We start from the raw sequence: 21,632 nt of genomic DNA on the forward strand, positions 1-21,632 counted from the left end.
GCCGGTCACGCCGGGGCCCGCAGCAGGAAGCGCTGGAGCTTGCCCGTCGCGGTGCGCGGCAGTGCGTCGAGGAAGACGATCTCCCGGGGGGACTTGTACGGGGCGATGCGGGCGCGGACGAAGGCCCGCAGCGCGGCGGCGGTGCTCGCGTCGCGCGGTACTCCGTCCCGTACCACCGTGTACGCCACGACGACCTGGCCGCGCAGCTCGTCCGGGCGGCCCACGACCGCCGTCTCGACCACGTCGGGGTGGTCCAGGAGCACCTCCTCCACCTGGGGGCCCGCGATGTTGTACCCGGCCGAGATGATCATGTCGTCGGCCCGTGAGACATAGCGGAACCAGCCGTCGGGTTCGCGGACGTACGTGTCGCCCGTGACGTTCCAGCCGTTCCGCACGTACTCCTCCTGGCGGGGGTCGGCCAGATAGCGGCAGCCCACCGGGCCGCGCACCGCGAGCAGCCCCTCCTCGCCGTCCGGGACGGCGTTGCCCTCGCGGTCGACGATCCTGGCCTGCCAGCCGGGCACCGGGCGGCCCGTGGTGCCGGGGCGTATGTCGCCGTCGGCGGCGGAGATGAAGATGTGCAGGAGCTCGGTGGCCCCGATGCCGTTGATCAGACGCAGCCCGGTCCGCGCGTACCAGGCCGTCCAGGTCGCCTCCGGCAGGTTCTCGCCGGCCGAGACGCAGCGGCGCAGCGAGGCCACCTCGGGGGCGGTGCCCTGGGTCAGCTCGTCGAGCATGACGCGGTAGGCCGTCGGGGCGGTGAAGAGCACCGACACCTTGTGCCGCTCGATCGCCGCGAGCAGCTGTTTGGGCCCGGCCTGTTCGAGGAGGACCGCGCTCGCCCCGGCCCGCAGGGGGAAGACGACGAGCCCGCCGAGGCCGAAGGTGAAGGCGAGCGGCGGCGAACCGGCGAAGACGTCGTCGGGCAGCGGACGCAGGACGCGCGCGGAGAAGGTGTCGGCCACGGCCAGGACGTCCCGGTGGAAGTGGACGCAGCCCTTGGGCCGGCCGGTGGTGCCGGAGGTGAAGGCGATGAGGGCCACGTCGTCGGCGGCGGTGTCCACCGCCTCGTACGGGCCGGGCCGGCGCTCGGCGAGGGCGAGGAGGTCGTCCGGGCCGTCCCCGCCGAAGGGGGTGACCCGGAGCCCGGGTATCCGGGCCGCCAGGAGCTCGTCGAGCACCTGGGCGTCGCAGAGCGCGTGGGTGCAGCGGGCCGCCTCGGCCATCACGGCCAGCTCGGGGGCGCGCTGCTGGGCCAGCACGGTGACGGCGACGCCGCCGGCCTTCATCACGGCGAGCCAGCAGGCGGCGAGCCAGGGGGTGGTGGGGCCGCGCAGGAGGACCCGGTTGCCGGGCAGCACCCGCAGGTCGGTGGTGAGGACGTGGGCGATCCGGTCCACCCGGTCGCGGAGCTCCCCGTAGCTCCAGATCCCGCCCTCGCCGTCGTGGAAGGCGGGCCGGCCGGCACCGAACCGCTCCACCGTGCGGTCGAGGAGTTCCGTGCCGCAGTTGAGCCGGTCGGGGTAGTGGAGCTCGGGGAGGTCGAAGACGAGCCGCGGCCACCGGTCGGGCGGGGGCAGCCGGTCACGGGCGAAGGTGTCGAGGTGGCCCGAAGGCGTCAGCTCCATGAGTCCGTCCCCCTGTCGTGGTGGGGTCGTACGTCGCCCGACGAGCGTATCGTGTTGGTGACGACAGTCAACGGTTCGCGACAGAGGTGCCGGGAGGCGCCGGGACGAGCGCGCGGGAGGAGGCTGGGACGCAGGCGCGTGAGGGCGCCGGGACGAAGGCGTCGGAGACCGTCGCCGCACGGGCGCCGCCGGGCACCCCGGCCCGGACGCCGGGGAGCGCCGCCGTACAGGAGCCGGAGGGCGCCGGCGGCAGGGCGCCGGACGGCGTCGCCGCACGGGCGTCGCAGGGCGCCGGAAGCAGGGCGCCCGAGGGCGCCCGGACCAGAGCGCCGGAAGGCGTCGTGACGAAGACGCCCGGGGGCGTCAGAGAGGGCCCACATGCCCGCATTCTCGCTCGATCCGGCACAGACCACCTGGTGTGCGCGGCTCAGCGCGCTCGCCGCCGACCGCCTGAAGCCCCTCGCCGACCAGGGCGAACCCGGCAGGGTCAACCGTCCCCTCGTCGCCGCCCTCGGCGAGCTCGGCCTCCTCGCCCGCCTCTTCGAGGCCGGCGCCCTCGACCTCTGCCTGCTCCGCGAATCCCTCGCCCGGACCTGCACCGAGGCCGAGACCGCGCTCGCCCTCCAGGGCCTCGGCACCCACCCCGTCGCCGCCTTCGGCACCCCCGCCCAGCGCGCCCGCTGGCTCCCCGAGGCCACCGCGGGCCGCGCCGTCGCCGCCTTCGCCCTCTCCGAACCGGACGCCGGCTCCGACGCCGCGGCCCTCGCCCTCGACGCCGTCCCCGACGGACACGGCGGCTGGCGCCTGCACGGCGAGAAACGCTGGATCTCCAACGCCCCCGAGGCCGACTTCGCCACCGTCTTCGCCCGCACCACCCGGGGCGCCGGAGCCCGCGGCGTCACCGCCTTCCTCGTCCCCGCGGACCGCCCCGGCCTCGGCGGCGAACCGCTCGACATGCTCGCCCCGCACGCCCTCGGCACCCTCACCTTCGACGGCGTCCCCGTCGGCCCCGAGGACCTCCTCGGAGAACCCGACCGGGGATTCAGGGTCGCCATGAACACCCTCAACCTCTTCCGGCCCAGCGTCGGCGCCTTCGCCGTCGGCATGGCCCAGGCCGCCCTCGACGCGGCCCTCGCCCACACCGCCGCGCGCCCCGCCTTCGGCGGCGTCCTCGCCGACCTCCAGGCCGTCTCGCACCGCGTCGCCGAGATGGCCACCCGCACCGAGGCCGCCCGGCTCCTCGTGTACGCGGCGGCCGTCGCGTACGACGAGGGCGACCCGGACGTCCCGCGGCGCTCCGCGATGGCGAAGCTGCTCGCCACCGAGACCGCCCAGTACGTCGTCGACGCGGCCGTCCAGCTGCACGGCGCCCTCGCCCTCCAGCGCGGCCACCTCCTGGAACACCTCTACCGAGAGGTCCGGGCGCCCCGGATCTACGAGGGCGCGACGGAGGTGCAGCGCACGATCATCGCGAAGGAGCTGTACGCGAAGCTGCCGCCCGCGACGGAACCGCACGCGGAGGAGCTGCCGCACGCGAAGAAGCTGCCGCCCGCGACGGAACAGCACGCGAAGGACGAGACCACGGAGGAGCCGACCCCATGAGCCTGCACCGCCACAACCCCGCCGAACTCTCCCCGCCCACCGGCTTCTCCCACGCCGTCACCGCCACCGGGAGCCGGCTCGTCTTCCTCGCGGGACAGACGGCCCTCGACACGGAGGGCAAGGTCGTGGGGGAGGAGCTCACCGAGCAGTTCACCACCGCCCTCGGCAATCTGCTCACCGCCCTGCGGCACGCCGGCGGCACCCCCGCCGACCTCGCCCGGGTCACCGTCTACACCACCGACGTCGCCGGCTACCGCGAGCACGCCCACGAACTGGGCCGGATCTGGCGCCGGTTGGCGGGCCGCGACTACCCGGCGATGGCGGTCATCGGAGTCGTACGCCTCTGGGACGAACAGGCCCTGGTCGAGCTCGACGGCTTCGCGGTCCTGGACGAGCCCGCGCCCGCTTGATCAACTGGTCACCCGAGTGGACCAGGCTTAGTGTCGAAAGGTGGACTGACCGGCCCACGGACCCGTCAGGTGAGGGCGCGATGCGCCATGAACTGCCATGAGTAGCAGCACACCGAAGCCGACGACCCCGACGTCGACCGTTCCCCGCAAGGGCGGCGGAGACGGCAAGGGCATCGCCCTGTTCGTGATCGCCTCCTGTCAGCTGATGGTCGTCCTCGACATCACCATCGTGAACATCGCGCTCCCGCACATCCAGAGCGCGTTGGACTTCTCGACCACCAGCCTGTCCTGGGTCGTCAACGCGTACACGCTCACCTTCGGAGGCCTGCTCCTCCTCGGCGGGCGCACGGGCGACATCCTCGGCCGCCGCCGGGTCTTCATCTTCGGCGTGCTGCTCTTCGGACTCGCCTCCCTCTTCTGCGGACTCGCGCAGAGCGAGTGGCAGCTCCTCGCGGCCCGGTCGCTGCAGGGCGTGGGTGGCGCGATCGCCTCGCCGACCTCCCTCTCCCTCATCACCACGACGTTCGACGAAGGCCCGGAACGCAACCGGGCCTTCGGCGTGTTCGCGGGCGTCTCGGCCGGCGGCGGCGCGATCGGCCTGGTGGCCGGCGGCATGCTGGTCGAATGGCTCGACTGGCGCTGGATCTTCTTCGTCAACGTCCCGATCGCCATAGTGATCGCGCTCCTCACGCCGCGGCACGTCAAGGAGTCCGAGCGCCATCCCGGCCATTTCGACCTCGCCGGAGCGCTGACCTCGACGCTCGGCATGGTGGCGCTGGTGTACGGATTCATCCGGGCCGCGCAGGAGGGCTGGCGGGATCCCTACACGATCGGCTCGTTCGCCGCCGCGGTCGTCCTCCTGGCCACGTTCATCCTCATCGAGCGGCGCTCCCAGCAACCCATCACGCCCCTGCACATGTTCGCCGACCGCAACCGCTCGGGCACCTACATCATCATGCTCTGTCTGGCGGCGGCCATCTTCGGGATGTTCTTCTTCCTCACCCTGTTCGTGCAGCAGGTACTGGGCTTCAGCCCCCTGACGACGGGGCTCGCGTTCCTGCCGGTCAGCGCGATCATCGCGGTCGGCGCAGGCCTCACGTCCAACCTGCTGCCCCGGTACGGTCCGAAGCCCTTCATGGTGACGGGATCGGTGCTCGCCGCGGCCGGCCTGTCCTGGCTGACGCTCACCGATGTGAACTCCACCTACGCGGGCAGCATCCTCGGGCCGCTCCTCGTCTTCGGCATGGGCATGGGCCTGATGTTCGTCTCGCTGACCATCATGGCGCTGTCGAACGTCCCGCAGCAGGAGTCGGGCGCCGCGTCCGGGCTGCTCAACGCCATGCAGCAGGTCGGTGGTTCGCTCGGCCTCTCGATCCTGGTGACCGTCTTCGGCACGGCCAGCCGCAACGAGGCGGAGCAGCAGGTCCCGGCCTTCCTCTCGCAGGCCGGCCCGCTGGAGAAGGCCCAGTTCGCGAAGACCGGCCAACTCCCACCGCCCTACAGCGACCAGGTCCTCGCCAGCGGCGTCTCCGCGGGCTTCGTCACCGCGGCGATCTTCGCGGTCGTCGGCGCGCTCGTCGCCCTCTTCGTGATCCAGGTCCGCGCCTCCGACCTCGAACGCCTCAAGGGCGGCATGATGCCGGGCGCCTAGGGACGCAACGGGGCGTACGGCCGCTCGGGACAGGGCGCGTCGGGCGGTGCGAGCTTCAGATAGACAACCCCGAACTGTGGATTCTCGACGGTCCTGCCCGGCTCGGGATCCTGGAAGCAGACCTTCCACGGATCCACGACGCCGGGCAGATCCACATCGGAGTACGCACTCTCGGGCTCGACCTTCCGGAACGCGAGGGGCCCGAGCGCCTCACCGGCCCGCGCGAAGGTCATCCCGGTGACGGCGGGCATGACGGGCCAGGGAATCTCGCCGCCGTCGGCGGTGGGACAGGGCGCGTCACTGCGCACCACCCCGAGATCGAGCACGGGCCGCCCACCACCCCGCTGCCCCGCCGCCCCCTGAAAACACACCTTCCAGCCACCGATGTCCCACTGCCGGGCGTCCTGGTCGGAGGCATCGTGCGACACGACGTCGAACCCGGCGACGGAAGCCTGTTCCTTCGCCTCCTTGAGGCTCTTCCCCACGAGCGAGGGAGGCCCGGAAGGCTTGGAAGGCCCGGGACGCGCGGACATGGTGACCGTGACGCCCGCCCTGGGCGGCACGGCCTTCCGCTCCGGTTCCCCGCCGCCGAAGAACGAGAACACGACCCCGAGGCCGGCGAGCACCACGACCACGACAAGCACGGGATGCCGCCACCACGCCCGCGAAACCGGCCGGGGCGGAAGCGGGGGCGGCGGCGGGACGGCGACGTTCGGATCCACGCCGGGATCGTAGCGAGAACCCCCGTGCCCGGCACGGGGGTTCTCGCGTTCGGGCTCGAGGAGCTAGATGTCCCGGAAGATCTCGATCTGCGCGCCGATCGAGTTCAGGCGCTCCGCGAGGTCCTCGTAGCCGCGGTTGATGACGTACACGTTGCGCAGGACCGACGTGCCCTCCGCCGCCATCATCGCCAGGAGGACGACCACCGCCGGGCGCAGGGCCGGGGGGCACATCATTTCGGCGGCGCGCCAGCGGGTCGGGCCCTCGACCAGGACGCGGTGGGGGTCGAGGAGCTGGAGGCGGCCGCCGAGGCGGTTGAGGTCCGTGAGGTAGATGGCGCGGTTGTCGTAGACCCAGTCGTGGATGAGGGTCTTGCCCTGGGCCGTCGCCGCGATCGCCGCGAAGAAGGGGACGTTGTCGATGTTCAGGCCCGGGAACGGCATCGGGTGGATCTTGTCGATCGGCGCCTCCAGCTTGGAGGGGCGGACCGTGAGGTCGACGAGGCGGGTGCGGCCGTTGTCCGCCGCGTACTCGGCGGAGCGGTCGTGGTCGAGGCCCATCTCCTCCAGGACCGCGAGCTCGATCTCCATGAACTCGATCGGGACCCGGCGGATCGTCAGCTCGGACTCCGTGACCACCGCTGCGGCGACCAGGCTCATCGCCTCGACCGGGTCCTCCGAGGGGGAGTAGTCGACGTCCACGTCGATCTGCGGCACGCCGTGCACGGTCAGGGTGGTGGTGCCGATGCCGTCGACCCGGACGCCGAGGGCCTCCAGGAAGAAGCAGAGGTCCTGGACCATGTAGTTGGAGGAGGCGTTGCGGATGACGGTCACGCCGTCGTGGCGGGCGGCCGCCAGGAGGGCGTTCTCGGTCACCGTGTCGCCGCGCTCGGTCAGGACGATCGGGCGGTCGGGGGAGACGGAGCGCTCGACCTGGGCGTGGTACAGGTTGTCCGTCGCAGTGACCTCCAGGCCGAAGCGGCGCAGCGCGATCATGTGCGGCTCGATCGTGCGCGTACCGAGGTCGCAGCCGCCGGCGTACGGCAGCTTGAAGCGGTCCATGCGGTGCAGCAGCGGGCCGAGGAACATGATGATCGAGCGGGTGCGGATCGCGGCCTCGGCGTCGATGGACTCCATGTCGAGCTCGGCCGGCGGCACGATCTCCAGGTCCACGCCGTCGTTGACCCAGCGGGTGCGGACGCCGATGGAGTTGAGGACCTCCAGGAGCCGGAAGACCTCCTCGATGCGGGCGACGCGGCGCAGGACGGTGCGGCCCTTGTTGAGGAGGGAGGCGCAGAGCAGCGCGACACAGGCGTTCTTGCTCGTCTTGACGTCGATGGCGCCGGAGAGACGGCGGCGGCCGACGACCCGGAGGTGCATGGGGCCTGCGTAGCCGAGTGAGACGATCTCGCTGTCGAGGGCTTCGCCGATGCGGGCGATCATCTCAAGGCTGATGTTCTGGTTGCCGCGCTCGATCCGGTTGACGGCGCTCTGGCTCGTGGCCAGCGCTTCGGCGAGCTGCGTCTGCGTCCAGCCGCGGTGCTGCCGGGCGTCACGGATGAGCTTGCCGATGCGTACGAGGTAGTCATCTGCCATGGCGTCACGTTATCTCAGATATGAGATGGTGATCGACATCGGGTGGGCCGTCAGGGTGAATCGCCGTGCGCGGTCGGGTGACGCGGTTCGTACAGGGGGAGTTCGGTGCCGCTCGGCAGCCGCACGGCCGCGAGCAGGCCCCAGCCCTGGTCGGTGATGGCCCGTGAGATCTCGGCGCCCCGGTCCTCCAGGGTCGTCAGGGTCTGCGTGAGGTCCTCGCACATGAGGTACATCTCGTGCTTCGGCTCGCCGTCCGTCGGGTGCACCGCCACCTCGGCCGGCGGCAGCTTGAAGATGAGCCAGCCGCCTCCGGCGTCCACATGCTCGAAGCCGACGACGTTCTTGAGGAAGGCCCGGTCGGCCTCCGCGTCCCGGGTGTAGAGAATCACGTGCGCGCCGCTGAACATGGCTCGATCGTCGGCCGGGCGGTGTGCCGCGGCAATCGGACCGCGTCCGTTCGGGGCGGGGCGGGGCGGAGCCGGGCGGGGCGGGGTGGGGCGGTTCGGGGCGGTAGGGGGTGCTCGGGCGCGGGCCGGCCGTGGCTAGGATCTGCCGCCGATGCGTACGGATGATGGGGGAGACATGCGGGTGGACACACGGGGTGCGGCGGTCACCTTCGTCTACGAGCCGACCGAGGCCGACTACCGGGCGGCGGTCCGGCGTCTGAGGTTCGGGACCTGGCGGGGGCTCGGCGGACTGGCGGTCCTGCTCGTCGTGGCGGAGCTTCTCGCGTCGTACCGGGCCTGGCGCGGTGGTTTCTCGCCGGCGGGGGTGGCCGTCTGGGCCGCCTGCCTGCTGGTCGTTCTGGTGGCGGTCGTCCACTGGGGCACGGGACGCCTCGCGCGGCGGCAGTTCGACGGCATGGACGCGTACGGCACCTGCCGGACGGTCGTCGGCCCGCAGGGGATGACCACCACGGGCGGGGAGCTGAGCAGCGACCTCGACTGGCAGGCGTTCCCCTGGTACGTCGAGACCTCCGAGCTCTTCGTCCTCAGGACCCGGCGCACGGGCATCGTCTTCGTCCTGCCGAAGAGGGGGGCCCAGGACCCGGCCGATGTGGACCGGGTGCGGGAGGCTCTGGAGGGAAGTCTGCACCGGCTCCGCAGCATGCCAGGCATGACCAGGCGGCGGTGATGTACTAGAGTTATCTCGACATCGAGATATCTGCCGAGGCGCACCGCTGCCGCCACCCCGGTAAGGGATACCTAACTTAGCCTTACCTTAGCGGATCGACGACGTGTACGTGGCGGCAGGATGTGGTGAAACGCGCACATATATGAAGGAGACTGTCGTGTCGGCGAACAGCTTCGACGCCCGCAGCACGCTGCGCGTGGGCGACGAGTCGTACGAGATCTTCAAGCTGGACAAGGTCGAGGGCTCCGCGCGCCTCCCTTACAGCCTGAAGGTCCTCCTGGAGAACCTGCTCCGCACCGAGGACGGCGCGAACATCACCGCCGACCACATCCGGGCCCTCGGCAACTGGGACTCGCAGGCTCAGCCGAGCCAGGAGATCCAGTTCACGCCCGCCCGCGTGATCATGCAGGACTTCACCGGTGTGCCCTGCGTCGTCGACCTCGCCACCATGCGTGAGGCCGTCGCCGCCCTCGGCGGCGACCCGGCGAAGATCAACCCGCTGTCCCCGGCCGAGATGGTCATCGACCACTCCGTCATCGCCGACAAGTTCGGCACCAACGACGCCTTCGCGCAGAACGTCGAGCTGGAGTACGGCCGCAACAAGGAGCGCTACCAGTTCCTGCGCTGGGGCCAGACCGCCTTCGACGACTTCAAGGTCGTCCCGCCGGGCACCGGCATCGTCCACCAGGTGAACATCGAGCACCTGGCCCGCACCGTCATGGTCCGCAACGGCCAGGCGTACCCCGACACCCTCGTCGGCACCGACTCGCACACCACCATGGTCAACGGCCTCGGTGTGCTGGGCTGGGGCGTCGGCGGCATCGAGGCCGAGGCCGCGATGCTCGGCCAGCCGGTCTCCATGCTCATCCCGCGCGTCGTCGGCTTCAAGCTGACCGGCGAGCTGCCCACCGGCACCACCGCCACCGACCTGGTGCTGACCATCACCGAGATGCTGCGCAAGCACGGTGTCGTCGGCAAGTTCGTCGAGTTCTACGGTGAGGGCGTCGCCGCCACCTCCCTCGCGAACCGCGCCACCATCGGCAACATGTCGCCGGAGTTCGGCTCCACCGCCGCGGTCTTCCCGATCGACGACGAGACCCTGAACTACCTCAAGCTCACCGGCCGCTCCGAGCAGCAGGTCGCGCTCGTCGAGGCGTACGCCAAGGAGCAGGGCCTCTGGCTCGACCCGGCCGCCGAGCCCGACTTCTCCGAGAAGCTGGAGCTCGACCTCTCCACGGTCGTCCCGTCCATCGCCGGCCCGAAGCGCCCGCAGGACCGCATCGTCCTCGCGAACGCCGCCGCGCAGTTCGCCCAGGACGTCCGCAACTACGTCTCCACCGCCGACGAGGCGGGCGAGGAGTCCTTCCCGGCCTCCGACGCCCCGGCCGTCAGCAACGGCGTCCCGTCGAACCCGGTCCAGGTGACCGCCCCCGACGGCTCCACCTACACGATCGACCACGGCGCCGTCACCGTCGCCGCGATCACCTCCTGCACCAACACGTCGAACCCGTACGTGATGGTCGCCGCCGCGCTCGTCGCGAAGAAGGCCGTCGAGAAGGGCCTGACCCGCAAGCCGTGGGTCAAGACCACCCTCGCCCCGGGCTCGAAGGTCGTCACCGACTACTTCGACAAGGCGGGCCTCACCCCGTACCTCGACAAGGTCGGCTTCAACCTCGTCGGCTACGGCTGCACCACCTGCATCGGCAACTCCGGCCCGCTGCCGGAGGAGGTCTCCAAGGCCGTCAACGAGCACGACCTGGCCGTGACCTCGGTCCTCTCCGGCAACCGGAACTTCGAGGGCCGCATCAACCCCGACGTCAAGATGAACTACCTGGCCTCCCCGCCGCTGGTCGTCGCGTACGCCCTCGCCGGCTCCATGAAGGTGGACATCACCAAGGACGCCCTCGGCGTCGACCAGGACGGCAAGCCCGTCTACCTGGCCGACATCTGGCCCTCGGAGTCCGAGGTCAACGACGTCGTCGCCAACGCCATCGGCGAGGACATGTTCTCGAAGTCCTACCAGGACGTCTTCGCGGGCGACGCCCAGTGGCAGGCCCTGTCGATCCCGACCGGCTCCACCTTCGAGTGGGACGCCGAGTCCACCTACGTGCGGAAGCCCCCGTACTTCGAGGGCATGACGATGGAGACCACCCCGGTCACCGACATCGTCGGCGCCCGCGTCCTGGCCAAGCTGGGCGACTCGGTCACCACCGACCACATCTCCCCGGCCGGCGCCATCAAGGCCGACACCCCGGCCGGCAAGTACCTCACCGAGCACGGTGTGGAGCGTCGTGACTTCAACTCCTACGGCTCGCGCCGTGGCAACCACGAGGTCATGATCCGCGGCACCTTCGCCAACATCCGCCTGCGCAACCAGATCGCGCCGGGCACCGAGGGCGGCTACACCCGCGACTTCACCGTCGAGGGCGCGCCCGTGTCGTTCATCTACGACGCCTCGCAGAACTACCAGGCCGCCGGCACCCCGCTGGTCATCCTGGGCGGCAAGGAGTACGGCTCCGGCTCGTCCCGCGACTGGGCCGCCAAGGGCACCGCGCTCCTCGGCGTCAAGGCCGTCATCACCGAGTCGTACGAGCGCATCCACCGCTCGAACCTCATCGGCATGGGCGTCCTCCCGCTCCAGTTCCCGGCCGGCCAGTCGGCCGACTCGCTCGGCCTGACCGGTGAGGAGACCTTCTCCATCACGGGCGTCACGGAGCTGAACGAGGGCACCACGCCGAGCACGGTCAAGGTCACCACCGACACCGGTGTCGAGTTCGACGCGGTCGTCCGCATCGACACCCCCGGTGAGGCGGACTACTACCGCAACGGCGGCATCATGCAGTACGTGCTCCGGAACCTGATCCGCGGCTGACGCGTCGGGTGAACGGCAAGGGCCCCGCTCCTCGGAAGAGGAGCGGGGCCCTTTCGGTTTCCCGTGACCGCGCCCCGAGGGCGCGAGGCGTCAGGAGAAGAGCAGGCGGTACGTGTTCCAGCCGGTGCCGATCTTCGTACGCGGCCCCAGCGCCGGGGAGGCGATGCCCGAGCCCGGGTACAGCCACAGCACGCCGGACGAGTCGCGGGCGACGACGTCGGGGATGCCGTCGAAGTTGACGTCACCGGGGGACACGAACGCGGTCATGCCGTTCCACCCGCTGCCGGCCTTGACCCGGTTGCCGAACGGCTTGAGGTAGTTGCCCGTGCCCGGGTACAGCCAGAGGTAACCGGAGGTGTCACGGGCGATGACGTCGTCCTTGCCGTCACCGTTCATGTCACCCTTGCCGGTGATCTGGTTGAAGACGTTCCAGCTGCTGCCGACCTTCACGCGCGAGGCGAGCTTGCCGGTGCCGTACCCGAGGTACAGGTACAGGTTGCCCGCGGTGTCGCGCGCCAGCACGTCCGGAGCGGCGGCGCCGCCCAGGTTGCCGGTCGAGACGACCTTGTTGTAGATGCCCCAGCCGCCGCCGAGGGAGACGCCGTCCTGGCCCCAGGCGGTGTACGACAGGGTGCCGCCGGTGACGTCCCAGGCGCCGTCGGTCTCGCCGTCGCCGTTCTGGTCGGCCATGGTCAGCTGGTTGGTGTACTTCCAGCCGCTGCCGACGTACTGGCGGTCGGTGAAGCCACCGGTGCCGTTCGGCAGGTACGCGTACATGTAGCCGTAGCCGTCCACGCCGCGCAGCTCGCCGTCGGCGACGGTGGAGGCGGTGGAGGCGGAGTCGGCGGCGAGGGTGCTCGCCTTCGGCGCCGCCTTCTGGACGGCCGAGGCCGTCCGGGTGGGCTGCGGCGCGTCGGCCGCGACGGCGGCCGTGGTGGTGCCCACGAGGGCCGCGGTTATCGCCGCGACCGTGACACGGGACAGGACGCCCGTGCGGTTCAGGCCAGAAGAGTTGGCCACGTGTACTCCAGTTCCGTATGGAAGAAGACTGATCCCGACGTCGCGCCCGTGCCGGAGGCAGGGGACGGCGGGACCTCTATGATCCCGGATCCTCCTCACGCAATCTTCACCGGGCAACTGGTTTGTGACACAACTGTTTCGATGGCGTTCATATGTCCCAATTGCCCTCTCCCTCCCCGCAACCTGCCGTCCACTCGCGAGGCGGGGCCGGAAGGAAGGGGTGGCCCTGATGCGCTGTCAAGGGTGTTGCGTCGCGAATGCTTGGACGAAACGCCGCAGATCCAGCGTGCTTATCCCGGAGGTCTCAACTCGGGAAAGATGGTCGTGCAAACCTGGTTTCGATCTTGCTCCCGTGAAGGGAAGTGGACTATACCTGTCGGCGTCCAGCCAGTCGGAGCAATCCGACGACGGCCCGACGCGTGCACGACCCGGCTGCAATTGACCGCGGTGGCGGGGCCCTTCGCCTGTGGCGAGTGAGAAACGGGCGACCGGTACACCGCCTGAGTCCTGAATGAAGGCGAGGACTTGAGCATGGGATCCACCTCCGCACACAACGGTGAGGGCCTCGGCCGTCGCGATCTGATCAAGCGTTCCGCCGCGATCGGTCTGATCTCCGTACCGACGATGGGCTTCCTGTCCGCCTGCGCGAGCAGCGGCGACGGTGGTAACGAGAAGGTCGAAAAGGGCACGAAGTCCGATAAGAACCCGCTCGGGGTGAACGAGTCGGCGCCGCTGGAGTTCGTCCTCTTCGACGGCGGATTCGGGCAGCAGTACGCCAAGGACGCGATCAAGGTCTACGAGACGAATTACCCCAAGTCGCAGGTCAAGTTCACGCCGACCCAGAAGATCACCACCACGCTGCAGCCGCGCTTCAACGGCGGCACCCCGCCGGACCTCATCGACAACTCGGGCGCCGAGCAGATGGACATGGGCGTCCTCGTCGGCCAGAAGCAGCTGGCGGACCTCACCCCGCTCCTGGACGCGCCGTCCATCGACGACCCGAGCAAGAAGGTCCGCGACACCCTGCGGCCCGGCATCGTCGAGATGGGCCAGTTCGAGGGCGACCCGGTCTGGATCATGTACTACGCGTACACGGTCTACGGCGTCTGGTACTCGCAGAAGCTGCTCGACTCCCTCGACGCGAAGTACCCCGAGACCTGGGACGAGATGCTGGCCGTCTGCGAGAAGGCCAAGAAGAAGGGCATCGCGGGCTGGACGTACGCCGGAAAGTACCCGTACTACGTCCCCTTCTCGCTCTACCCGATGATCGGCAAGGTCGGCGGCCGCGAGGTCCTCGACGCCATCGACAACCTGGAGCCGAAGGCCTGGGAGCACCCCGCGGTCAAGGCCTGTTTCGAGGCGTACTACGAGCTGGTCAAGAAGGGGTACATCCTCCAGGGCACCCCCGGCCTCGACCACATCCAGTCGCAGACCGCCTGGACCGAGGGCAAGGCGCTGTTCATCCCGAACGGCTCCTGGGTCGAGAACGAGGCCGCGAAGACCATGCCGGCCGACTTCAACCTGGCCGTCTCCGCCCCGACGGGCATCGACTCCTCCGACAAGCTGCCCTTCGGCACGATCTGGGCCTCCGGCGGCGAGCCCTTCATCGTCCCCGCCAAGGCGAAGAACCAGGAGGGCGGCCTGGAGCAGCTGCGCATCATGCTCAGCGAGGCCTCCTCCAAGAACTTCACCAAGTCCGTGAAGTCCCTGACGGCCTTCAACGGCGGCACCGACGGCATCGAGCTGACCCCGGGCCTCAAGTCCGGTGTCGCCGCCCTGGAGAAGGCGGGCCAGAACGTCGTCAACCCGCGCCTCCAGGACTGGTACGTCGCCCTCCAGAAGGAGAAGATCGGTGTCGCCGGCCTCGGCGAGATGATGGCCGGCCGGGCGACCCCGGCCGAGACGATCAAGAAGATCCAGAAGTACGCCGACGAGGCGGCCAAGGACTCGAGCATCAAGCACTACAAGCACTGACGCACGGTGCCGGGGCCCCTTCCCGCCGACCGGGAGCGGGCCCCGGCTCCTTCGCGCGCGGCACCAGCGGCGCGCCCGGCGCGGGAAAGATCGGGGTCGGTTAGGAATGCAACACGGCAAGTACCGTTTCATCGTGGGGTTCCTGGCGGTCCCCCTCGCGCTCTACGCGCTGTTCGTGATCTGGCCGTTCATCCAGGCCATCTACTACTCGTTCACGGACTGGACCGGACTGAGTCCCGAATTCGGCATGGTCGGATTCGACAACTACAGCAGAATGCTGGACGACGAGGTCTTCTGGAAATCGGTCCAGCACAGTCTGACCTTCGCGGTGGTGCTGCCGCTCGTGACCGTGGGGCTCGCGCTTTTCTTCGCCTTCATGCTCAATGTCGGCGGTCGGCGCCGCAAGGGCGCGGCGATCGCGGGTGTGCGCGGTTCCTCGTTCTACAAGATCGTCTATTTCTTCCCGCAGGTGCTGTCGATCGCGATCGTCGCGCTGCTCTTCCAGTTCGCGTACAACCCGAACAGCGGAGCCATCAATTCCGTATTGAAGGGTGTCGGTCTCGGCAGCATCCAGCCGGACTGGCTCGGTGATCCGGACCTCGCCCTCATCTGCGTGATGGTGGTCCTCGTCTGGTCCACGGTCGGATTCTTCGTCGTCCTCTTCTCGGCCGGCATGGCGTCCATTCCGAGGGACTTCTACGAGGCGGCCCTGCTCGACGGCGCGAACCGCTTCACGACCTTCTTCAAGATCACCCTGCCGCTGCTCTGGGACACCGTGCAGTCGGGCTGGATCTACATGGGCATCCTCGCGCTCGGCGCGGAGTCCTTCGCCGTCGTGCAGATCATGACCGTCGGCCCCAACGGCGGCGGGCCGGACTTCTCCACCATCGTCCTACCGCTGTACGTGTACCAGAAGGCGTTCCGGGACGGTCAGGCCGCCTACGCCACGACCATCGGTGTCGCGCTCCTCCTCGTCACGCTCGCCTTCGCGGCCGTCGTGATGAAGCTGGGCCGGCGCGAGCGGCTGGAGTTCTGATGAAGATCACCGACACTGCCTCCACCGGCGTCGAGACCCCCGGTTCCCCGGCCGGACCGGGATCCACGGTCGTCAAGACGGCGCCGCCCGCCCCGCGCAGGACCGCCAAGGCCGAGGGCGCGGCCCTCAACGTCTTCTCGCACGGCGTCCTGATCATCTGGGCGATCATGGTCGTCATGCCGCTGCTCTGGGCGGTCATGACCTCCTTCAAGAGCGACAAGGCGATCTTCACCTCGCCGTGGGCGCTGCCCGACAAGCTGCACTTCGAGAACTGGTCGCGCGCCTGGACCGAGGCGCACATGAGCGACTACTTCCTGAACACCCTCCTGGTGGTCGGCGGCTCGCTCCTCGGCACGCTCCTCTTCGGCTCGATGGCGGCCTACGTGCTGGCCCGCTTCGACTTCCCGGGCAACCGCTTCATCTACTTCCTCTTCATCGGAGGGATGAGCTTCCCGATCATCCTGGCGCTCGTGCCGCTCTTCTACGTCATGCAGAACATGGCCCTGCTGAACACGCTGCACGGCCTGATCCTGGTCTACATCGCGTACTCGCTGCCGTTCACCGTCTTCTTCCTCACGGCCTTCTTCCGCACCCTGCCGACCTCGGTGGCGGAGGCGGCCTTCGTCGACGGCGCCTCGCACACCCGGACCTTCTTCCAGGTCATGCTGCCGATGGCCAAGCCCGGCCTGATCAGCGTCGGCATCTTCAACTTCCTCGGGCAGTGGAACCAGTACCTGCTGCCGACCGTGCTCAACACCGAGCCGGAGAACAAGGTGCTCTCGCAGGGCCTCGTCCAGCTGGCCGTCAGCCAGGGCTACAAGGGCGACTGGTCCGGCCTCTTCGCCGGCCTGGTGATGGCGATGCTCCCGGTCCTCGCCGCCTACATCATCTTCCAGCGGCAGGTGGTGGCCGGTCTGACCGCCGGCGCCGTGAAGTAGCCCCGCCACCGCCCTCCGCAGGCCCCCGGCGCACCCGCGCCGGGGGCCTCGGCGCGTCGTGTGACCCTCGCCGCCCGACACTCAAGGTCTTGACGGGGACCAAGGCGAAAGAGTCCCCTTAGAGTTCACATGTTGGAGAAAACGGTGGGAGTGAGTGAGTCGATGGAGACTCCGGGGTCGCAGACGTCTCTGCACAGGGCCAATCTCGAACGGGTCGTCCGGGCGGTGCGCATGGCCGGCTCGCTCACCCAGGCGGAGATCGCCCGGGCGACGGGCCTCTCCGCCGCCACGGTCTCCAACATCGTGCGGGAGTTGAAGGACGGCGGCACCGTCGAGGTGACGCCCACCTCCGCGGGCGGCCGCCGCGCCCGCAGCGTCTCGCTCTCCGGTGACGCCGGCATCGTGATCGGCGTGGACTTCGGCCACACCCACCTCCGGGTCGCCGTCGGCAACCTGGCCCACCAGGTGCTCGCCGAGGAGGCCGAGCCGCTCGACGTGGACGCCTCCGCGGCCGAGGGCTTCGACCGGGCGGAACAGCTGGTCAAGCGGCTGATCCGGGCCACCGGCATCGGCTACGACAAGGTGATCGGCGTCGGCCTCGGCGTACCGGGACCGATCGACGTCTCCTCCGGGACGCTCGGCTCGACCTCGATCCTGCCGGGCTGGAGCGGCATCAACCCGGCCGAGGAGCTCTCGGGCCGGCTCGGCGTCCCCGTGCACGTCGACAACGACGCCAACCTGGGCGCGCTCGGCGAGCTCGTCTGGGGCAGCGGCCGGGGCGTCAAGGACCTGGCGTACATCAAGGTGGCCAGCGGCGTCGGCGCCGGGCTCGTCATAGACGGCCGGGTCTACCGGGGGCCGGGCGGCACCGCCGGTGAGATCGGGCACATCACCCTGGACGAGTCGGGACCGGTCTGCCGCTGCGGCAACCGCGGCTGCCTGGAGACCTTCACCGCCGCGCGGTACGTGCTGCCGCTGCTCCAGCCGAGCCACGGCCCCGATCTGACCATGGAGCGGGTCGTCCAGCTGGCCCGGGAGGGCGACCCCGGCTGCCGCCGGGTGATCGCCGACGTCGGACGGCACATCGGCAGCGGCATCGCCAACCTCTGCAACCTCCTGAACCCCAGCCGGGTGGTGCTCGGCGGCGACCTCGCCGAGGCCGGTGAGCTGGTCCTGGCGCCCATCAGGGACTCCGTCTCGCGGTACGCGATCCCCAGCGCCGCCCGGCAGCTCTCGCTGGCCCAGGGGGCCCTCGGCGGGCGCGCCGAGGTGCTGGGCGCCCTCGCCCTCGTGCTGAGCGAAATGGGCGATTCGACCCTGTTGGAGAGTGCGTTGCCCGCGGCCGGTCCGGCCTCGCGTCTTGCCTTCACTTAGATAACGAACACCGTCGTTGTCATCTCGTTAAGAATTTACTTCTTGACGTCAACGTTGCAGCCGAGTTGACTTCGTGCCACCTCGGCCGCAACGTCGCGGCCTCGTCAGGGAGGCAAACCCCACATGAACGCAGTGACGCGTCGCGCCGTCATAGCCACGGCCGCGGTCTCGATGGCCCTCTCGCTCGCCGCCTGCGGCAAGGCCGGCGGCGACGACAGCGGTGACAAGGGCAGCTCGACCAAGATCGGTCTGCTCCTGCCGGAGAACAAGACCTCGCGCTACGAGGCCCTGGACAAGCCCCAGTTCGAGAAGGCCGTCAAGGCCGCCTGTTCCGACTGCGAGATCGTGTACAACAACGCGGTCTCCGACGTCGTGAAGCAGAAGCAGCAGTTCGACCAGCTGATCGCCGACGGCGTCAAGGTCATCGCGCTCGACCCGGTCGACGCCGCCAAGGCCGAGGGTTGGGTCAAGGACGCGAAGGCGAAGGGCGTGAAGGTCGTCGCGTACGACCGTGCCGTCCCCGGTGCCGACGCCTACGTCAGCCACGACAACAACAAGGTCGGCGAGCTCCAGGGCCAGGCCCTGCTGACCGCGCTCGGCGCGAAGGCCGCCACCGCCAACGTCGTGATGATCAACGGCGACGAGAAGGACCCGAACGCCGCGCTGTTCAAGAAGGGCGCCCACACCGCCCTCGACGGCAAGGTCGGCAAGATCGCCTACGAGGCCTCCGGCGAGTGGGACCCGAAGGTCGCGGGCGAGAAGATGTCCGCCGCGATCTCCTCGGTCGGCAAGGACAAGATCGGCGCCGTCTACTCCGCGAACGACGGCATGGCCGGCGGCATCGTCACCTCCCTCGAGAACGCCGGCGTCAAGGGCATCCCGGTGGGTGGCCAGGACGCCGAGGTCGCGGGCATCCAGCGCATCATCGCCGGCACCCAGACCTTCACCATCTACAAGTCGCCGCTCCAGCTGGCCCCCGAGGCCGCCAAGTTCGCGGTGAACCTGCTCAAGGGCAAGGACCTCGGCGCCCAGGGCGCGACCGACGGCGTGCCCTCCACGCTCTTCGCCCCGGTCGTGGTCGACAAGACCAACATCCAGTCCACGGTCGTCAAGGACGGCATCTACAAGGCCGCCGACCTCTGCACCGCGGACCTCGCCGCCAAGTGCACCGAGCTGGGCATCAAGTAACCCCGGCTCCACCCCGCCGGGCCCCGAAGGGTCCGGCGCCACGGATCCCGCACGTCCGCCGCCCCTCCGGGAGAGCGCCGCACCGCCCCGCGTACAGAGGGTGAAGACCCTCGGTAACAAGGCCGCTGTACGACGAACGGATCCGTCCCCCAGCCCGTCCGGCCCCCGGCCGACCCAGACCCCGCTGTCGGTCCGGGGGCCGGACGAGCCCAGCCCCCCTCGAAAACTTCGGCGCCGCACGACGGCGCGACATGCCGTCGCCCCCCTCGGGCGGCGAAGGAGATGGTTCACGTGTCCCAGACGCCCGTGCTGGCGTTGCGCGGGATCTTCAAGCGGTTCGGAGCGGTTCAGGTCCTCTCCGGTGTCGATCTCGAAGTCCACGCAGGAGAGGTCGTCGCGCTCGTCGGCGACAACGGAGCGGGAAAGTCCACGCTGGTCAAGACGATCGCCGGCGTGCACCCCATCGACGAGGGCGTCATCGAGTGGGAGGGCGAGCGCGTCGAGATCCAGCGGCCGCACGACTCCCAGAACCTCGGTGTCGCGACCGTCTACCAGGACCTCGCGCTCTGCGACAACCTCGACGTCGTCGCCAACCTGTTCCTCGGCCGCGAGATCAAGAAGGGCGGCGTCCTCGACGAGGTCGCCATGGAGAAGCGGGCCAAGGACCTGCTCTCCACGCTCTCCATCCGCATCCCCAGCGTCCGCATCCCCGTCGCCGCCCTCTCCGGCGGCCAGCGGCAGGTCGTGGCCATCGCCCGCGCCCTGGTCGGCAACCCCAAGATCGTGATCCTGGACGAGCCCACCGCCGCGCTCGGCGTCGAGCAGACCGCCCAGGTCCTCGACCTGGTCGAGCGGCTGCGCGAGCAGGGCCTCGGCGTCATCCTCATCAGCCACAACATGGCCGATGTGAAGGCCGTCGCCGACACCGTGGCCGTGCTCCGCCTGGGCCGCAACAACGGCACCTTCCCGGTGGCCACCACCACGCACGAAGAGATCATCGCCGCGATCACCGGTGCCACGGACAACGCCGTGACCCGCCGCCAGGCCCGCAACGCGGAGGTAGCCAAGTGAGCACCACCCCCAGCACCTCCGAGGACACCGTGCCCGAGCCCCGCACCGGCGAGGAGCCGGCCGCCGCCGCCGTACCCGCCGTCGACCCCCGCCTCCTCGTCCGCGAGCAGGGCTTCAAGGGGTACGTCGACGAGTTCAAGCGCAAGATCCGCTCGGGCGAGATCGGCTCGCTGCCCGTCGTGGTCGGCCTGATCGTCATCGGCATCGTCTTCCAGGCCCTCACCGGCAACTTCATCACCTCGTACAACCTCGACCAGATCACGCTGTACGCGGTCGGCCCCGGCATCATGGCCGTCGGCATCGTCTTCGTCCTGCTGCTCGGCGAGATCGACCTCGCCGTCGGCTCCGTGGCGGGCCTCGCCGGATCGGTCTGGGGCGTCCTCGGCACCGACATGCCCGACGGGCTCGCCATCCTCCTCGGCATCCTGTCCGGCACCCTGATCGGCGCCTTCCACGGCATGGTCTTCGCCAAGATCGGCGTGCCCGCCTTCGTCGTCACCCTCGCCGGCTTCCTCGGCTGGGCCGGTCTGCAGACCTGGGTGATGGGCGACCGGTCGACCATCCCCACCCCGATCGGCAGCTTCGTCGAGGACCTCACCAAGTACTACTTCTCCGACGTCGCCGCCGCGTACGGTCTCGCCGTGGCCGTCATCGCCGGCTTCTACCTCGCCCAGCTGCGCGACTCCCGCCGCCGCAAGGCCGCCGAGCTGCCGCACCGCCCGCAGAGCGAGATCATCCTGCGCACCGCCGTCCTCGCGGTCCTGGTCCTCGTCGCCGCGTACGGCTTCAACCAGGAGAAGGGCCTGCCGCTCTCCCTGGTCATCTTCCTGGTGATCCTGCTCGCCACCGACTTCGTCCTGCGCCGCACCACCTACGGCCGTCAGGTCTTCGCGGTCGGCGGCGGCATCGAGGCCGCCCGCCGCGCCGGCATCAGCGTGGACTGGATCCGGATCTCGGTCTTCATGATCTCCGGCACGCTGGGCGCCGTCGGCGGTCTCTTCCTCGCCTCCGCGACGGGCGGCGCCGACCGCTCCCTCGGCGGCGGCAACCAGCTGATGATGTGCATCGCCGCCGCGGTCATCGGCGGAACGTCCCTGTTCGGCGGACGCGGCAAGGTCTGGTCGGCGCTCCTCGGCATCCTGGTCATCCAGTCGATCGTCCAGGGCCTCAACCAGATGAACCTGTCCTCGAACGCGATCCAGTACATGATCACCGGAGCGGTCCTGCTCATCGCCGTGATCATCGACTCGGTCTCCCGCCGCACGCAGAAGACGGCGGGTCGCGCGTAACACCCGTCACAGCAGCCCGGCACCGGAAACCGGTGCCGGGCACTGCTGCGTCCGGAGCAGTGCACGCGCGCGTACAGAGCCGTACAGATCAGCGGCTTGTCGGCCGTGCGGGTGACGCCTCACCCCCCGG

At 69.8% G+C, this 21,632-nt stretch carries 17 protein-coding genes; 12 read left to right on the forward strand and 5 right to left on the reverse strand.

Annotation, left to right across the window (positions count from 1 at the left end; genetic code table 11):
* Positions 1–5: 5 nt before the first annotated feature.
* On the reverse strand, positions 6–1,628 hold the full coding sequence (locus AB5J54_RS30625; protein WP_369147135.1) for an AMP-binding protein: 1,623 nt from the start codon (positions 1,626–1,628) through the stop codon (positions 6–8).
* Positions 1,629–2,006: 378 nt separating this feature from the next.
* On the opposite strand from AB5J54_RS30625, the gene AB5J54_RS30630 reads away from it, so the two are divergent.
* The 3 genes from AB5J54_RS30630 (at position 2,007) to AB5J54_RS30640 (ending at position 5,291) form a co-directional block, all read left to right on the forward strand.
* A complete protein-coding gene (locus AB5J54_RS30630; protein WP_369147136.1) occupies positions 2,007–3,230 on the forward strand; it encodes an acyl-CoA dehydrogenase family protein in 1,224 nt (407 codons plus the stop codon).
* Positions 3,227–3,640: a RidA family protein gene (locus tag AB5J54_RS30635; RefSeq protein ID WP_369147137.1), complete on the forward strand. Its 414-nt coding sequence runs from the start codon at positions 3,227–3,229 to the stop codon at positions 3,638–3,640. Before AB5J54_RS30630 ends, AB5J54_RS30635 begins: the two co-directional genes overlap by 4 nt.
* 97 nt (positions 3,641–3,737) lie before the next feature.
* Positions 3,738–5,291, forward strand: coding sequence for an MFS transporter (locus tag AB5J54_RS30640; RefSeq protein WP_369147138.1), 1,554 nt, complete (start codon positions 3,738–3,740; stop codon positions 5,289–5,291).
* On the opposite strand, the gene AB5J54_RS30645 is transcribed toward AB5J54_RS30640, so the two are convergent.
* The 3 genes from AB5J54_RS30645 to AB5J54_RS30655 form a co-directional block, all read right to left on the reverse strand.
* Positions 5,288–6,013 (reverse strand): PASTA domain-containing protein, encoded by a 726-nt coding sequence (locus tag AB5J54_RS30645; RefSeq protein ID WP_369147139.1) that lies wholly within the window; start codon positions 6,011–6,013, stop codon positions 5,288–5,290. The genes AB5J54_RS30640 and AB5J54_RS30645 overlap by 4 nt on opposite strands.
* Before the next feature lie 63 nt (positions 6,014–6,076).
* A complete protein-coding gene (locus AB5J54_RS30650) occupies positions 6,077–7,606 on the reverse strand; it encodes a UDP-N-acetylglucosamine 1-carboxyvinyltransferase (protein WP_086824978.1) in 1,530 nt (509 codons plus the stop codon).
* 50 nt (positions 7,607–7,656) lie between these two features.
* A complete protein-coding gene (locus AB5J54_RS30655; RefSeq protein WP_369147140.1) occupies positions 7,657–8,013 on the reverse strand; it encodes a VOC family protein in 357 nt (118 codons plus the stop codon).
* Between the two features lie 175 nt (positions 8,014–8,188).
* On the opposite strand from AB5J54_RS30655, the gene AB5J54_RS30660 reads away from it, so the two are divergent.
* Both AB5J54_RS30660 and acnA read left to right on the forward strand, forming a co-directional pair.
* Positions 8,189–8,740 (forward strand): YcxB family protein, encoded by a 552-nt coding sequence (locus tag AB5J54_RS30660; RefSeq protein ID WP_369147141.1) that lies wholly within the window; start codon positions 8,189–8,191, stop codon positions 8,738–8,740.
* 157 nt (positions 8,741–8,897) lie between these two features.
* On the forward strand, positions 8,898–11,612 hold the full coding sequence (acnA, locus tag AB5J54_RS30665; RefSeq protein ID WP_369147142.1) for an aconitate hydratase AcnA: 2,715 nt from the start codon (positions 8,898–8,900) through the stop codon (positions 11,610–11,612).
* A gap of 90 nt (positions 11,613–11,702) precedes the next feature.
* Here the strand turns inward: acnA and AB5J54_RS30670 are convergent, their stop codons facing one another.
* Entirely contained in the window at positions 11,703–12,632 is a 930-nt protein-coding gene (locus AB5J54_RS30670) for an FG-GAP repeat domain-containing protein (protein ID WP_369147143.1), read from the reverse strand.
* Positions 12,633–13,163: 531 nt separating this feature from the next.
* On the opposite strand from AB5J54_RS30670, the gene ngcE reads away from it, so the two are divergent.
* The 7 genes from ngcE (at position 13,164) to AB5J54_RS30705 (ending at position 21,502) form a co-directional block, all read left to right on the forward strand.
* Positions 13,164–14,606 carry an N-acetylglucosamine/diacetylchitobiose ABC transporter substrate-binding protein gene (gene ngcE, locus AB5J54_RS30675; RefSeq protein ID WP_369147144.1) on the forward strand — a complete coding sequence of 481 codons (1,443 nt, stop codon included), beginning with the start codon at positions 13,164–13,166 and terminating at the stop codon, positions 14,604–14,606.
* 106 nt (positions 14,607–14,712) lie between these two features.
* Positions 14,713–15,642: a carbohydrate ABC transporter permease gene (locus tag AB5J54_RS30680; RefSeq protein WP_369147146.1), complete on the forward strand. Its 930-nt coding sequence runs from the start codon at positions 14,713–14,715 to the stop codon at positions 15,640–15,642.
* Positions 15,642–16,580 (forward strand): carbohydrate ABC transporter permease, encoded by a 939-nt coding sequence (locus AB5J54_RS30685; protein WP_369147147.1) that lies wholly within the window; start codon positions 15,642–15,644, stop codon positions 16,578–16,580. The genes AB5J54_RS30680 and AB5J54_RS30685 overlap by 1 nt, the downstream gene beginning before the upstream one ends.
* A gap of 162 nt (positions 16,581–16,742) precedes the next feature.
* Positions 16,743–17,954: an ROK family protein gene (locus AB5J54_RS30690; RefSeq protein WP_369147148.1), complete on the forward strand. Its 1,212-nt coding sequence runs from the start codon at positions 16,743–16,745 to the stop codon at positions 17,952–17,954.
* 123 nt (positions 17,955–18,077) lie between these two features.
* Positions 18,078–19,142, forward strand: coding sequence for a sugar ABC transporter substrate-binding protein (locus tag AB5J54_RS30695; protein WP_369147149.1), 1,065 nt, complete (start codon positions 18,078–18,080; stop codon positions 19,140–19,142).
* A gap of 282 nt (positions 19,143–19,424) precedes the next feature.
* Positions 19,425–20,213, forward strand: coding sequence for an ATP-binding cassette domain-containing protein (locus AB5J54_RS30700; protein ID WP_167352215.1), 789 nt, complete (start codon positions 19,425–19,427; stop codon positions 20,211–20,213).
* Entirely contained in the window at positions 20,210–21,502 is a 1,293-nt protein-coding gene (locus AB5J54_RS30705; protein WP_369147150.1) for a sugar ABC transporter permease, read from the forward strand. Before AB5J54_RS30700 ends, AB5J54_RS30705 begins: the two co-directional genes overlap by 4 nt.
* Positions 21,503–21,632 lie beyond the last annotated feature (130 nt).

The sequence above is a fragment of the Streptomyces sp. R44 genome (assembly GCF_041053105.1).
Lineage (GTDB): Bacteria > Actinomycetota > Actinomycetes > Streptomycetales > Streptomycetaceae > Streptomyces.